Origin of the sequence: Rhizobium ruizarguesonis, from assembly GCF_012349115.1 — a bacterium.
Taxonomy (GTDB): domain Bacteria; phylum Pseudomonadota; class Alphaproteobacteria; order Rhizobiales; family Rhizobiaceae; genus Rhizobium; species Rhizobium ruizarguesonis.
In genome coordinates this window covers 1-14,768 of the sequence record NZ_PQIG01000131.1, presented here as the reverse complement: position 1 = coordinate 14,768, position 14,768 = coordinate 1, and the positions used below count along the sequence as shown (strand labels likewise).

At 62.2% G+C, this 14,768-nt stretch carries 13 protein-coding genes; 4 read left to right on the top strand and 9 right to left on the bottom strand.

Annotated features, from left to right (window positions below; all coding sequences use genetic code 11):
- The first annotated feature begins 280 nt into the window (after positions 1-280).
- Complete coding sequence (locus C3Y91_RS34680) at positions 281-2,392, top strand: mechanosensitive ion channel family protein (RefSeq protein ID WP_018069016.1); 2,112 nt, start codon at positions 281-283, stop codon at positions 2,390-2,392.
- A gap of 6 nt (positions 2,393-2,398) precedes the next feature.
- Here C3Y91_RS34680 and C3Y91_RS34675 read toward each other — a convergent pair whose 3' ends face one another.
- A complete protein-coding gene (locus C3Y91_RS34675) occupies positions 2,399-2,776 on the bottom strand; it encodes a DoxX family protein (protein ID WP_018069015.1) in 378 nt (125 codons plus the stop codon).
- A gap of 237 nt (positions 2,777-3,013) precedes the next feature.
- Here C3Y91_RS34675 and mprF point away from each other — a divergent pair, with 237 nt between their 5' ends.
- Together mprF and C3Y91_RS34665 are read left to right on the top strand one after the other, a co-directional pair.
- Positions 3,014-5,617 carry a bifunctional lysylphosphatidylglycerol flippase/synthetase MprF gene (gene mprF / locus C3Y91_RS34670; protein ID WP_018069014.1) on the top strand — a complete coding sequence of 868 codons (2,604 nt, stop codon included), beginning with the start codon at positions 3,014-3,016 and terminating at the stop codon, positions 5,615-5,617.
- Positions 5,614-6,996, top strand: a complete 1,383-nt coding sequence (locus tag C3Y91_RS34665; RefSeq protein ID WP_024322689.1) for a virulence factor family protein — start codon at positions 5,614-5,616, stop codon at positions 6,994-6,996. Before mprF ends, C3Y91_RS34665 begins: the two co-directional genes overlap by 4 nt.
- A 50-nt stretch (positions 6,997-7,046) precedes the next feature.
- Here C3Y91_RS34665 and C3Y91_RS34660 read toward each other — a convergent pair whose 3' ends face one another.
- The 8 genes from C3Y91_RS34660 to ruvC form a co-directional block, all read right to left on the bottom strand.
- Positions 7,047-7,610, bottom strand: a complete 564-nt coding sequence (locus C3Y91_RS34660) for a DinB family protein (RefSeq protein ID WP_024322690.1) — start codon at positions 7,608-7,610, stop codon at positions 7,047-7,049.
- A 91-nt stretch (positions 7,611-7,701) separates the two neighbouring features.
- Positions 7,702-8,214, bottom strand: coding sequence for an NUDIX hydrolase (locus C3Y91_RS34655; RefSeq protein WP_024322691.1), 513 nt, complete (start codon positions 8,212-8,214; stop codon positions 7,702-7,704).
- Between the two features lie 7 nt (positions 8,215-8,221).
- The gene (locus C3Y91_RS34650; protein WP_018069010.1) at positions 8,222-9,124 is read right to left on the bottom strand and encodes a metallophosphoesterase; all 903 of its coding nucleotides are present in this window, start codon (positions 9,122-9,124) and stop codon (positions 8,222-8,224) included.
- The gene (ruvB, locus tag C3Y91_RS34645; RefSeq protein ID WP_003552548.1) at positions 9,125-10,165 is read right to left on the bottom strand and encodes a Holliday junction branch migration DNA helicase RuvB; all 1,041 of its coding nucleotides are present in this window, start codon (positions 10,163-10,165) and stop codon (positions 9,125-9,127) included.
- Positions 10,166-10,248: 83 nt separating this feature from the next.
- Positions 10,249-10,863 (bottom strand): Holliday junction branch migration protein RuvA, encoded by a 615-nt coding sequence (gene ruvA, locus C3Y91_RS34640; protein ID WP_018069009.1) that lies wholly within the window; start codon positions 10,861-10,863, stop codon positions 10,249-10,251.
- A 13-nt stretch (positions 10,864-10,876) separates the two neighbouring features.
- Positions 10,877-11,290, bottom strand: a complete 414-nt coding sequence (locus C3Y91_RS34635; RefSeq protein WP_024322692.1) for a type II toxin-antitoxin system VapC family toxin — start codon at positions 11,288-11,290, stop codon at positions 10,877-10,879.
- Complete coding sequence (locus C3Y91_RS34630) at positions 11,290-11,541, bottom strand: AbrB/MazE/SpoVT family DNA-binding domain-containing protein (RefSeq protein WP_018069007.1); 252 nt, start codon at positions 11,539-11,541, stop codon at positions 11,290-11,292. The genes C3Y91_RS34635 and C3Y91_RS34630 overlap by 1 nt, the downstream gene beginning before the upstream one ends.
- A gap of 57 nt (positions 11,542-11,598) precedes the next feature.
- Entirely contained in the window at positions 11,599-12,108 is a 510-nt protein-coding gene (gene ruvC / locus C3Y91_RS34625) for a crossover junction endodeoxyribonuclease RuvC (protein ID WP_018069006.1), read from the bottom strand.
- Between the two features lie 245 nt (positions 12,109-12,353).
- Here ruvC and C3Y91_RS34620 point away from each other — a divergent pair, with 245 nt between their 5' ends.
- On the top strand, positions 12,354-14,669 hold the full coding sequence (locus C3Y91_RS34620; protein ID WP_168576350.1) for a methyl-accepting chemotaxis protein: 2,316 nt from the start codon (positions 12,354-12,356) through the stop codon (positions 14,667-14,669).
- Positions 14,670-14,768 lie beyond the last annotated feature (99 nt).

The following is a 14,768-nucleotide window of genomic DNA, read 5'->3' as shown; positions in this document are numbered from 1 at the left end:
GCCTCTGATCCTGGCGGAAAGATGCCCGGCCCTTCGGGTTGGCTGAAACGGGCCGGCTGATCGACCGGCCGGCTTGGCCGTAGAGCTGGGCTACGACGCGCGCCGGCCGGTCGACCATCCGACTCCGTTTGAGCCAACAGAATGCTGCAATCTGACCAGGAAAGGCTCTAGCCATCAGTATGGGTTTCCTACTGCTTGCTGGCGGCAACGGTCGCGAGTATCCATTGCAAAATGTCGGCGCTGCTTTGCACAAGCGACCGACATTTCATTGGAGGCGGTCATGGAGCGTGGCATGGCAGGGGGCTTGAAGGCCGCCATATTCGGCATACTGGCATTGCTTGCGCTTTTTTCGGCGGTTTCGCCTGGCTTTTCCCAGACGCCGCCAGCGCAAGTGACGGCCGCGACCGCCCCGCCGGCCGAGGTGCGTGAGATGATGGAGCTCATGCAGACGCCTCAGGTCAAACAATGGATGTCGACGCAGATGGCGGCGGCGCCGGCGAGCGATACGGCGGCCGGCGACCAGATGTCGGTCTTGTCAGGTCTGCTCCAGCATGCCCGCCGGCACGTCTCGATGGTCTCCGATGCGGCGATGATGCTGCCCTCACAGGTCGGCCATGCTTCTTCGCTGTTCTTCGGTGAAATCGCCGCCGCCGGCTGGCCGCGCATGGCGGCGCAGTTTCTGGCGATTTTCCTGCTCGGCACCATCGTCGAGCGCATTGCCCGCTATGCCTTTCGCCGCCGCCGCCAGGCGGCGCAGATGGCGGGCATGCATCTTGCCCCGCGCGTCATCCCGGCGCTGATCTTTGCCGTGGCGACGGCGCTTGCTCTTCTCAGCGTCAGCTGGCCGCCGGTCAGCCAGAGCATCGCGATCGTTTGCGTTGTCGCGCTCGTGGTCCAGCGCTTCACGATTTGCCTCGGAGGCGTCCTGGTCGATCTCATCGGGCTGGCGCGGGTGGAGGAAGAACGGCAGGGTGTCACCGCTGCGATCATGCCGGCGCGCGCGGTTGCATTCTTCTGGTATCGGCGCTGTGCGACTTTCGTCATCTATTTCATATTCGGCTGGGCGGTGATCCAGTCGATGGAGCCGCTCGGCTATTCTCCGAGCGTCCGGCTCCTCGTCGGCTATATGATGGGCATCGGCCTGTTGCTGATCGCGATCGAGGCCGTCTGGTCGCGGCCGCACAAGGACGAGAAGCGCGGGTACGGGACCTCCTGGGCGCTCACCGTCTATTTCCTGGTGCTTTGGAGCCTCTGGGTCGCAGGCTTCAACTGGTTGCTCTGGCTCGGCATTTACGTGCTGTTGCTGCCGCGCGTGCTTGCCGTCTCGACGATTGCGGTAAAATCGCTGCAGCAGACCGAAGCGAGCTTCCTTGCCACGCGCCGCATTGCAGCCGTACTGCTCGACCGCGGCGTGCGGGCGCTGATCATTGCCGTCGCCGCCATCTGGCTTGGGCGTATGCTCGGCGTCGGTGCCGATACGATGGCCGCCGGCGAAACGATGATCGACAAGATCGCGCGCGGCGTAATCGGCGGCATCGTCATCCTGCTTGCCGCCGATCTGCTCTGGCATGTCATCAAGGCTTATATCGACGGCAAGCTGCTCGATTCATCCGTGGATGGCGGAGCAACGGATGAGGAGAAGGCCAAACGCGCGCGGATACAGACGCTGTTGCCGATCTTCCGCAATATTCTCGCCGTCGTGATCGCCGTCATTGCCGCTCTGATGGTGCTCTCCGGACTCGGTATCGAGATCGGGCCGCTGATCGCCGGCGCCGGTGTCGTCGGCGTTGCGGTCGGCTTCGGCGCTCAGACCATCGTCAAGGACGTCATCAGCGGCATGTTCTATCTCTGGGACGATGCCTTCCGCATTGGCGAATATATCGAAAGCGGCAGCCACAAGGGCGTAGTCGAGGCCTTCAGCCTGCGCTCGGTGAAGCTCAGGCATCATCGCGGGCCGCTGACGACGGTGCCGTTCGGCGAACTCGGCGCAGTGAAGAACCTCAATCGCGACTGGACGATCGACAAGATCAGCCTCAACGTCAAATACGACACCGATCTCGTCAAGGCGAAGAAGGTGATCAAGCAGATCGGCCAGACGCTGCTCGAAAATCCGGAATTCGGCCCTCATATCATCGAGACGCTGAAGATGAAGGGTGTCGAGCAGTTCGGCGAATTCGCGATCGAAATCCGGCTGTCGATGATGACGAAGCCCGGCGAGCAATTCGTCATCCGCCGCAATGCGCTGGCGATGATCCGCAATGCCTTCCAGGAAAACGGTATCGAATTCGCCGTGCCGACGGTGCAGGTGGCGGGCGACCGCGATGCGGAGGTGGATGCTGCCGTCGCGCGCTACGCCGCGCATGCGCGGGCGGGCGGCGAGCCGGCGGCATGAACCGCCTCACATCGCGCCGGAGGCTGCGATCAGCAGGCCGCCGATGATCGCCATGTTCGTCTTCCAGGTATTGATCGCGCTGTCGCGCGCCGTTCCCTGCATGTCCCAGAAATTCAGCAGCATGACGGTGGCGGCCAGCGTGAAGATGATGAGACCGAATGCCGCTGCCGTGACAAAAAGGCCGAGCATCAGCAGGATGCCCGCGACGATCTGAAACAGGCTGCCCAAGACCAGCACCCATTTCGCAAAAGGGACGCCGCGGGTTTCGATCGCCTCGGTCAGCGGCACGATGACGAAAAAATGATGAATGCCGCCAGCGACATAGAGACCGCCCAGCAGCAGACGTCCGAGGGCAAGCATCACAAAGGCCGAACCATCCTGCATATCGAACCGTTCTCCTGCGTCTCAACTCTCCGTCGAGGGCAAGGCTCTTCCGAAGCTTACGAAAATGCAATGCACCGTGACGCCCGCCTGCGCAAATTCGCCCCAATTGAGGATGATTGAGGCGCAGGCGGCGGGGCTGGGGTAGCGGCGGCATGGCTTCATAGAGCTTATATGCCTCTCATGTTACGTCTTTCGAAATGATTCCCGCCAAGCTGGCAGTTGCAGCAGGGTACGAGAATGTCGGGGCACGGCAATTTGGAAGAGATGGAAGAAACAGACGGGTTTTCTTTTCGCGGGCTTTTCAGGCGTTACAGAACGCCTTTGCTGGCCGCCGCGTCACTGGTGGTCTTCTGCCTCGTCGGTTACGCGATCGTGCAGCTCACCAACGAGGTGCGCTATGACGACGTCGTCGGTGCGCTGGCGGCGACCAGGCCGAGCGCGATCCTGCTTGCGCTGTTCTTCACGGCGCTCAGTTTCCTCTCGCTGATCTTCTACGATCTCAACGCCATCGAGTACATCGGCAAGAAGCTGCCCTTTCCGCATGTGGCGTTGACGGCGTTCAGCGCCTATGCCGTCGGCAACACCGCCGGTTTCGGCGCGCTTTCGGGCGGCGCGATCCGCTACCGTGCCTATACGCGCCTCGGGCTCTCGCCGGAGGATATCGGCCGCATCATCGCCTTCGTCACGCTGTCCTTCGGATTGGGGCTTGCGGGCGTCGCGGCGATCGCCCTCATCGTCATCGCCGACGAGATCGGCCCGCTGATCGGCGTCAGCCCCTTCCTCCTGCGGCTGATCGCCGGCTCGATCGTCGCCATTCTGGGCGCGGTGATGATTATCGGCCGTGACGGGCGCGTGCTTGATCTTGGCCCTGTGGCAATCCGCCTGCCGGATTCGCGTACCTGGTCGCGCCAGTTCCTCGTCACAGCCTTCGATATCGCCGCCTCGGCGTCCGTGCTCTATGTGCTGCTGCCGCAGACGGCCATCGGCTGGCCGGTCTTCCTCGCCGTCTATGCGATCGCCGTCGGTCTCGGCGTGCTCAGCCACGTTCCGGCCGGGCTCGGCGTGTTCGAGACCGTGATCATCGCCTCGCTCGGCAGCGCGGTGAACATCGATGCCGTGCTCGGATCGCTGGTGCTCTACCGGCTGGTCTACCATGTGCTGCCGCTGCTGATCGCCGTGCTCGCGGTCTCGGCGGCGGAGCTGCGTCGTTTCGTCGACCATCCGGCTGCCTCCAGCATGCGGCGCATCGGCGGACGGCTGATGCCGCAGCTGCTGTCGGCTCTCGCGCTGCTGCTTGGCGTCATGCTGGTGTTTTCGAGCGTCACGCCGACGCCGGACCAGAACCTCGAATTCCTCTCCAACTATCTGCCGCTGCCGATGGTCGAAGGGGCGCATTTCCTCTCCAGCCTGCTGGGGCTGGCACTCGTCGTCGCCGCGCGCGGCCTCGGCCAGCGGCTCGACGGCGCCTGGTGGGTTGCCGTGTTCTCGGCGCTTGCCGCGTTGACTTTGTCGCTGCTGAAGGCGATCGCGCTTGTCGAAGCCGCTTTTCTTGCCTTCCTCATCTTCGGGCTCTTCGTCAGCCGCCGGCTCTTTACCCGCCAGGCCTCGCTGCTCAACCAGGCGCTGACGGCGTCCTGGCTGATGGCGATCGCCGTGATCGTCGTCGGCGCCGTCGTCATCCTGCTCTTCGTCTATCGCGACGTCGAATACAGCAACCAGCTCTGGTGGCAGTTCGAATTCACGGCCGAAGCGCCGCGCGGGCTGCGCGCCGTGCTCGGCATCACCATCATCTCGTCGGCGATCGCCGTCTTCAGCCTGCTCCGGCCGGCGAGCTTCCGGCCGGAGCAGGCGACGGACGAGGCGCTGGTGCGTGCCGTCGAGATCGTCATGAAGCAGGGCAATGCGGATGCCAATCTCGTGCGCATGGGCGACAAGAGCATCATGTTCTCGGAAAACGGCGATGCCTTCATCATGTATGGCCGGCAGGGCCGCTCCTGGATCGCGCTGTTCGATCCGGTCGGCGACCATCGCGCCGTGCAGGAACTCGTCTGGCGTTTCGTCGAAGCGGCGCGTGCCGCCGGCTGCCGGGCGGTGTTCTATCAGATATCGCCGGCGCTGCTGTCTCATTGCGCCGATGCTGGCCTGCGCGCCTTCAAGCTCGGCGAACTGGCGGTGGCCGATCTCAGGACCTTCGAGATGAAGGGCGGCAAATGGGCGAACCTTCGCCAGACGGCAAGCCGCGCCCAGCGCGACGGGCTGGAATTCGCCGTCGTCGAACCGCAGGACTTGTCTTCGGTCATCGATGATCTAGCCGCCGTTTCCACGGCTTGGCTCGAGCATCACAATGCCAAGGAAAAGGGCTTCTCGCTCGGCGCGTTCGATTTCGATTATGTCTCCTCGCAGCCGGTCGGCATCTTGAAAAAGGACGGCAGGATCGTCGCCTTCGCCAATATCCTCGTGACCGAATCCAGACAGGAGGGCACGATCGATCTCATGCGCTTCTCGCCGGACGCGCCGAAGGGCTCGATGGACTTTCTCTTCGTGCAGATCATGGAATATCTGCGAGAGCAGGGTTTCACCCACTTCAATCTCGGCATGGCGCCTCTCTCCGGCATGTCGAAACGCGAGGCGGCGCCCGTCTGGGACCGCATCGGCAGCACCGTTTTCGAACACGGCGAGCGCTTCTATAACTTCAAAGGCCTTCGGGCATTCAAATCCAAGTTTCATCCGCACTGGCAACCGCGCTATCTTGCGGTCTCCGGAGGGGGCAATCCGATGATCGCGTTGATGGACGCGACATTTCTGATTGGGGGCGGATTGAAAGGGGTAGTGAGAAAATGATCAGGACAATCCTTCTTGCCACGGCATGCGCCTGCATGCTCGCGGCCGCACCGGCTGACGCCGCCGAGGAGACCACGCAGAGCTTCGAAACCGGGCTCATCCCGTCGCCGCACATCTTCCTGCCGGAAGGGGAGGTGAAGGGCACGGTGATGCTGATCTCGGATGCGGCCGGCTGGGGCGACTATGAGAAGGCCGAAGCCGACAGGTTGGTCGCCGAAGGCGCCGTTGTCATCGGCGTCGACTTTCCCTCCTATATCCAGGCGCTCGGCCGGTATGACGTCAGCCTCAACGACGGCTGCGTCTACATGGTGTCGGACATCGAATCGCTGAGCCAGCAGGTGCAGCGCGCGACCGGCAACAACGCCTATCACCTGCCGATCGTCGCCGGCATCGGCGAGGGCGGGGCCTTAGCGCTGGCGATTGCCGCGCAAACGCCGGATGCGACGATCGGCCAGACACTTGCCGTTAATCCGGTCGCCGGCATTCCGCTTGCCAAGGAGCTTTGCACGCCAGCGTCCAAGCAAGTGGTCGGCGAACGCACGGTCTATGGCCTCAGCGACGGCGTCCTGCCGGACCCGATCGTTACCGTCTTCACGCCTGATGCCAACAAGGATGGTCGGGCGCATGCCGAGGCGCTGAAGAAGGCCCATGACGTGATCGAGATCCGCGATTCCACCGACGATGCGCAGACGGCGTTTGCCGATACGCTCGACGATCTCGTCACCGCCTCCGGCGCCTTCGGCAACCCGCTCGGCCTGCCGCTGGCTGTGCTCGAGGCAACGCCGGCCCTCGATACGATGGCGGTGATCTATTCCGGGGACGGCGGCTGGCGCGACATCGACAAGGAGGTCGGCGGCACGCTGCAGAAGGAAGGTATTCCGGTCGTCGGCGTCGATTCGCTCCACTATTTCTGGAAGGAGCGCAAGCCGGAGGAGACAGCCGCCGATCTTTCGAAGATCATCGATTTTTACCGCAAGCAGTGGAAGGTGAAGCATGTGCTGCTCGTCGGTTATTCCTTCGGTGCCGATGTCGTGCCCGCCACCTACCAGCTCCTCAAGCCAGCCGAAAAATCGGCGGTGGCGCAATTGTCGCTGCTGTCGCTTTCGCACGAAGTCGACTACGTCATCTCCGTTCTCGGCTGGCTCGGCCAGAAGACGGAAGGGGCGGGAGGCGATCCCGTCGGCGATCTGAAGAACATCGATCCGAAGCTCGTGCAATGCATCTACGGCAAAGACGACGATGACGATGTCGCCTGTCCGGCGCTGAAGGATAGCGGCGCCGAGGTTATCGAACTGCCCGGCGATCATCACTTCGACGAGAATTACGACCTTCTGACGAAGACGATCATCGACGGGCTGAAGAGGCGGCTGCAGGATTAAAGCGCAGCGCGTCCGATAGGACGCGCTAAGGACGCTTTAACACTTTGAAATCAGCGCATCAGCGTTTCTTCGCTCCAGCCGAGCGCGGTGAGTTCTGCGCCGCGAAACCGCGCATCGTCGGCAACTATGAATTCGTCGAGTTGCGGCGGAGCGATGCTGGTGCCGGAGAGCATCGCATGCACCTGTCCGCGATGATGGGTCTGATGCTGGAAGAGGTGGCCGAGCACGTCATCCATCCGCTCTTCTTGAATGCGGGCGCCGCGATGGAGGCTGATGGTCGAGGTGAGCCTCTCCGGCGTCAGGGCCTCGCAAAGCGCCACCAGGCGCTGATCGACCTTCGCCTGGGCTTCTGCCAGCGAGGAAACGTCATCGAACGGTTCGTCGATCTCGAAAGCCTTGAGCCCGAGCGTGCCGCCTTCCAGGCCGTCGACATAGAACCAGTCGACCGTGATGATATGGTTCAAGGTTTCCTTGATCGAGGGAAAGAAGCTTGTGCGTTGCGCTTCGAATTCGCCAGGCCTCAATGTCGCGCAGGCCTGAAGCAGCCGGCGGTTGGCAAGGGCGTTGTTATAGGCAAGTTTGCGGAATGGCCTGACAGGATCGTAGGTCGGCATCGGCGCGTCTCCTCTTTAAGCGCTTTTGGCTACAGCTCCGGGCGCCTTTTGAGGCGCGCAAAGGGCGCTGTAACACCTTGAATTGCTTGTGTCAGTCTTTGCCGTCGAGATCGCCGTCCCGCCAGACGAGATGACGTGGCGAAACGGGAAGGGTTTCGATTTCATCGGCGATGAAATAGGGCGGGATGTCGAGTGCGGTCAGGGCATCGCGCGTCGCGGGCACCCATTTGAACTCGAGATAGTTGTCGCCGTCCTCGACCCGATGGATGATCTCGCCGGACAAAAAGGGGAATTCCGGCGGGAGGTCCATCAGGTAATAGAGACCGAGTTCATGCCAGTCGCGCTGTTCGTAGCGGAAAAAGTTCTCGACGATCCACAGCAGGCGATGGACGGTCACCTCAACGCCCAGTTCCTCCACCATCTCGCGCTTGAGCGTCTCTTCCGACGTTTCGCCGATCTCCGCCCGACCGCCCGGAAAAGTCCAGAAGGGCTCGTGTACGGCGCGATGAACGAGTACATGGCCATCGCGAAAACCGAGGCCGGCGATGCGATAGTTGAAACGCCGACCGCCTGCACTCAGGCGGATGTGAATGCGCTTGGTCATGCCATTCTTATCCAAGATCGATCACGACAATTTCCGGCGGCACGCCGAAGCGGACGGGTGCAATGGAGCAGCCAAGCCCGCCGGAAACGATGATATTACGCTCCTCTTCAACGATATGGCCATAGGCGTAGCGATTGCCGTAGCGCGAGGGCACGATCGGCGAACGGCCGAGGAAACGGATCTGTCCGCCATGCGTGTGGCCCGATAGCGTCAGCGAGACACGCTCGGGCACGCGCGGAAAGATATCGGGCTCATGAGCGAGCAGGATGACGGGCGCATCGTCCGTAATCTGCGCCATCGTTCCCTCGAGATCGTCGAGGCCGAGCATCTGCGTGCGGCCCCACTTCCGGCCCGGCAGCAGCGCCAGCTGATCTTCGAGGCCTGCGAGCCAAAAGCCGCGGCCATCCTTTTCGAGCCGAACGGCGCGGTTGCCGTAGACCGGGATTCCGACGTCGGCGAGGGCCCGATGTCCGAATGTTTCCATCCCGCCGTTCTTCTGGGCGGTCCTGTCCTCCCACCAATCGTGGTTGCCCATGACCGCATGGACGCCGAGAGGAGCCTGCAAGGTGGCGAGCGCCTTCGACCATTGGCGCGAATGCACGTATTGCGTCACCATATTCATACCGGCGGCGTAATCGCCGAGCAGGACGGTGATATCGCCTTCGAGTTCATTTGCCCTATGGCAGATCGCGGCAATCCGGCTTGCCGACATCCAGGGTTCGCAGGCATGGAGATCGGCGAGCGCGACGATGCGGAGCTTGAGCCCGGGCGCCCATCCCGGCGGCGTCAGCCGGTAGCGGGTGATGGCGAGCCGCGCGAGTGGTTCATAGGCGAAGGCATAACCACCGAGCGACATGACGCCTGCGACACTGCCGCCGAGAACCTTGAAAAATCCGCGGCGGGTGATCACTCAGTTGTCCTCCTGGAACAGCCGGAACTGCGCAGCCTCCATATCCTTAGGTGGTTGCATTCCCAGATGTTTCCACGCGATTGCGGTCAGAACACGGCCGCGTGGCGTGCGCTGAATGAAACCCTGCTGGATCATGTAGGGCTCGATAATGTCCTCGATCGCGTCACGAGGCTCGGAAAGGCCGGCGGCAATGGTTTCGATGCCGACCGGGCCGCCGCCGAAATTGACCGCGATCATGTTGAGGTAACGTTTGTCGAGCTGGTCGAAGCCGACATTGTCGACCAGCAGGCGGGTCAGCGCCTCATCGGCGATCTCGCGGGTGACGGCTTCGGCCCTTGCCACCTCGGCAAAGTCGCGCACGCGCCTCAGCAGCCGGCCGGCGATGCGCGGGGTGCCGCGGGCGCGTCTTGCGATCTCGCGGGCGCCCTCCTCGGTGATCGGCAGGTTCATCAGCCGCGCGCCACGGCGTACGATCAGTTCCAGCTCCTCGACGGTGTAGAAGCTCAGTCGCACCGGAATGCCAAAGCGGTCGCGCAGCGGCGTCGTCAACAGGCCGAGGCGCGTGGTGGCCGCCACCAGCGTGAATTTCGACAGGTCGATCTTCACCGAGCGAGCGGCAGGGCCTTCCCCGATGATGAGGTCGAGCTGGAAATCTTCCATGGCCGGATAGAGGATTTCCTCGACGGCGGGATTGAGGCGATGGATCTCGTCGATGAAGAGCACGTCGCGCTCCTCGAGATTGGTGAGCAGGGCAGCGAGATCGCCGGCCTTGGCGATGACAGGGCCCGACGTTGAGCGGAAATTGACGCCGAGCTCTTTGGCCATGATCTGCGCCAGCGTCGTCTTGCCAAGGCCGGGCGGCCCGACGAAGAGCACATGGTCCAGCGCTTCGCCGCGGTTTTTCGCCGCCTCGATGAAGACCTTGAGATTGGCGCGCGCTTCCGCCTGGCCGGTGAACTCGTCCAGCGATTGCGGGCGCAACGTAATATCAAGGTCTTCGCCCCGCTTTTCCGGCGATATCAGGCGGGCGGGTTCACTCATGCTCTCATTCCGTTTTGAAACCTGTCACACCAATACACCAAAAAACGGCTGCCTCGACATTCCATCATCGGTTTTCCGGCCTTTCACCGCGCCAGCTCCTTCAACCCCAGCCTGATCAGCTTGGCGCTGTCGGCGCCATCGCCTGCAGTCTTCATTGCCGCGGCGATCGCGTTCGCCGCCTGGTCACGGGAATAGCCGAGGTTGGTCAGCGCGGAAACCGCATCGGCGACAGGCGCGGCCGCGACACCTTCGCCGAGTTCCTGCTTGAGGGCGATATTGATCGCTTCCCCGGCAAAGGCCGGCGCCCGGTTCTTGAGCTCGGTGACGAGGCGCATCGCCACTTTGGGACCGACGCCCGGCGCGCGCGAGACGGCGGCGCGATCCTGCAGGGCGATCGCATTGGCAAGTTCGCCTGGCGTCAGCGTCGAGAGCACGGCGAGCGCCACCTTGGCGCCGACGCCCTGAACGCTCTGGAGCAGGTTGAACCATTCCCGCTCCAGCGCGGTCATGAATCCGAAGAGCCTCAACTGATCCTCGCGCACATAGGTTTCGATGAACAGTACGCAGGCTTCACCAACTGAGCCGAGCTTGGATAGGGTACGCGCCGAGCAATAGGCGACGTAGCAGACGCCGTGCACATCGACGAGCACATAGTCTTCGCCGATCTCGTCTATGGTGCCTTTCAGCTTGCCGATCATAAGTCGCGGTCTCTCAAGGATGCGTTTCGGGGGTTATAAGGTCAACGGAGGGGAAATAGGAGCGGTATCCGCTGGGATCGCGGGTCAAAATTCTGTAGCCCCTTATCGCCGCATGCGCGCCGATGAAGAAATCGGGCAAGATCCGTTCGCGCCCACCGCCGGCGCGACGGTAAAGCCGGAAGGCCGCAGCAGCGGCGAATGCAGCCGGCCAAGGCAGATTCTCGCGGCGGAATTCATCCTGCGGCAGCAGTCGATCGACTTCGTCCACGTCGTCGTACCGAACGGAAAATTCGGAATAGATGATCGGGTTTATGAGGACAGGACCGTCTTTGAAGAGCTCAAGCATCTTTCGACGCGACCAACCATGCCAGTCCGAACCGACCACGGCCAGATCGACAAGTATGTTCGTGTCGACAAGTGTGGCCATCAGCGATCACGGGTCATCGACATAAGGTCTTCGGCATCGATCTCCTGATCGCCAGTGCCCTCGAGGCGACGGACCGTCTGCATGAAACGATCCAGGCGACCCCGATCCTCGATCTCCTGCTTGCCGTTCTTCGGCGAGAGAACGAGCTTGCCGCCCTCTATCGAGAAAATGACCTCGCTGTTGGCCTCGATGCCGACAAGTTCTCTGAGATCGCGAGGAATGGTGACCTGCCCTTTGGACGTAACACGCATCTTGTTGCTCCTTCGTGGTAAGAATTATCCTTACCGACAGAACAAGTCAAGAACACACTACCCAGCCAGCGCCTGTCGCATCCGGTTGCTGCCGCGATTATGCGCATGGCAGATGGCGATCGCCAGGGCGTCGGCTGCGTCGTTGCCCTTGAATTCGACCTTCGGCATCAGGATCTTCAGCATCATGTGGATCTGCTGCTTTTCGCCGTGGCCGACGCCGATGACGGCCTTCTTCACGGCGTTCGGGGCATATTCGGAGACCGGCAGCCCGGCGCGCGCCGGCACCAGCATGGCGATGCCGCGGGCCTGGCCAAGCTTCAGGGTCGCCACCGCATCCTTGTTGACGAAGGTCTGTTCGACGGCGGCCTCATCCGGCTTGTAACTGTGGACGATCTCCGCCAGGCCGTCGTGCAATTGGCAAAGGCGGGAGGCAAGGTCCATGTCTCCATCAGAGGTCACGGTTCCAGATGCCACAAACCGCAGGGAATTGCCTAATGTCTCGATGATTCCCCAGCCGGTGCGGCGAAGCCCGGGATCGATGCCGACGATGCGAATCGTATTTTGCATGGTTCAACCTATAGCGATTGCGAAATAAGTGCCACCGATATGTGAACAAAACAAAAACACTCCAGGATTTCGGCCGCGTCATTTACCGCGAATTAAAACAGATGCCTGAATTCTAGTCATCAAATACGAGAGGGGCTTCTTTTGGCAAAGAGTTAAGCCTCCGATGTTGTGTTTACAGGTCAGTTGATCAGGCATACGCCGCGTGCCCGCGCTGGCAGGCGCGGTTCAGAAGGGGTTCGTTGTACATGGCTCGGAGATTTCAGTCGCTGTCCTTCAAGGTCATCGTCACATTCATTCTGATGACCGTGCTGTCGATTGCGGTCATCGATGTGCTTGCCTATTTCGCCAGTAGCCGCATTTCGGACGAACAGGCGCTTAAGGCCAAGGAAAGCGTGCTGATCTTTCGCGGCGACATGCTGCAGGACCAGCTGACGCAACTTGAAAACCAGGCCAACTCCATCGCGCGCATCGAGGCGCTGCAGATGTCGATCACCAATCTGAAGAGCGGCTGGAAGACCATCGAGAAGACCGCGGGGGATGCTCGCGCCGAGCTGAAGAAGGTATTCATAGCAGGCAACCCCAATCCCGCCGACCAGCGCGAGAAGCTGATCAAACCGGAAGGGCCAAGCGGCTTTTATTATTCGAGCCACGAGAAGACGCAGGGCGAAGTCGCCCGCGACCTCGAGGATACTGCCTTCAGCGATCTGCTGATTGTCGATCTCGAGGGTACTGTTCTCTATTCCTATAAGAAGGAAGACGATTTCGCCGAGAACCTGAAGTCGGACGCCTGGAAGGCGACTGGCGCTGGCATCGCTTTCGCCAAGGCGATCGAGAATACCGCCAAGGCGACCGATGATGCTGCGCCGACCGGCTTTTCCGGCCTTCGTGTCGATGCCGGCAGCGGCAAGTCGGCGATCTTCTATGCCGTACCGATCGTCAAGCTTGGAGCGCTCAAGGGCATCATTCTCTTCAAGGTGCGGGACGAGATCGTCACCGGCATCCTCGCCAAGGGCATCGTCCAGGGCAGCACGGCGCGGGCGGCGATCGTCTCCGGCGATGGATCCGCCATTGGTCTCGACGGTAGCGGCAAGCTTGCGACGCTTGACGCGACACCCTTCACCTTCATCAAGAGCGCGCTTGCCAGTTCGGCGATGACAGTTGCCGATTTCAGCCGGGCGGACGGCGCGGCCCGTGCCTATGTCCGCGGCATCGACTATCGCGGCGACCGCTTCCTCGTGGTCGAAAGCGTACTTCTGAGCGAGCTCAATGCCGGCTCGATCGAGATCGCCACCCTGCTGACGATGATCGGCATCGGCGTGCTCGTCGTCATGGCGCTTGCCACCGGGCTCGTCACCAATTTGCTTTTCTCGCCGCTTGCGCGGCTTGCCGGCGTCACCCGCGATGTCGCCGACGGCAAGCTCGACAGCGAGATCGGCAGCCTGAACCGCAAGGACGAGATCGGCACGATGGCGAACGCGCTCGACCGCTTCCGCCACTCGCTGATCGAAAGCCGCAAGCTCGAAGCCGCCAGCGAGGAGACGCGCCTGCAGGCCGAACACGACCGCCAGCAGAATCTGGCCGAGCGCGAGGCCGAGGCGAAGACGCTGCAGCAGGTGGTCGAGGCGCTCGACGAGGGCCTGCATCATCTGGCGAACGGTGATCTCGCCTACCAGATCAATACCGATTTCCCGAACGGGCTCGAAAGCCTGCGCGTCAATTTCAACGAGGCGCTGGCGACGCTCAGCGAAACCATGACGGCGATCGGCGGCAACTCGATGGCGGTGCGCGCCGGCTCCGAGGAGATGCGCACCGGCGCCGACGAGCTTGCCGGGCGCACCGAGCGTCAGGCCGGCTCGATCACGGAGACGGCGAATGCGATCAGCGCCATCACCCAGTCGGTCCGCCGGCAGATCGAGCGAGCCGAACAGGCCGAGCGCATCGCCCGCGACGCCAAGAAGGAGACGACCGGCTCAGGCCAGATCATGCGCGAGACGATCGCGGCGATGGAGGCAATCCAGGCCTCGTCGCGCCAGATCAATACAATCATCTCAGTCATCGACGACATTGCCTTCCAGACCAACCTCCTGGCGCTCAATGCCGGTGTCGAGGCAGCGCGCGCCGGTGAATCCGGCAAGGGCTTCGCGGTCGTCGCCATGGAAGTGCGCGAGCTCGCCCAGCGCTCATCGAGCGCGGCCAAGGAAATCTCCAGCCTGCTGCAGAAATCGACGCATGAGGTCGAAAGCGGCGTTGCGCTTGTGGAAAAAGCGGGCGTCGCGTTGACGGGCATCGGCGCCCATGTCGAGGCGATCAACGGGCAGATCAACGAGATCATGGGTGCGACCCGCGAGGAAGCCAATACGCTGCGCGAGATCAATAGCGCCGTCGCCGAACTCGACGCGATGACGCAGCAGAACGCCTCGATGGTCGAGGAGACGACGGCGGCGATCCACCGGCTGGCGACGGAAGCCCTGGAAATGGACCGCCAGCTCGGCAATTTCACGCTGCCGCCCGGCCACCATCAACCGAGCGCCGAGGTGCACGTGCTGCGCCGTCACCGGTAACCCAGCGTTTTCAACATTGCATGAGGGCCGCGCTCGCGCGGCCCTCAGACCGCTGACAAACCCGTCGATTTTTCGGCGGGTTTTGTTTTTGCGGATTGG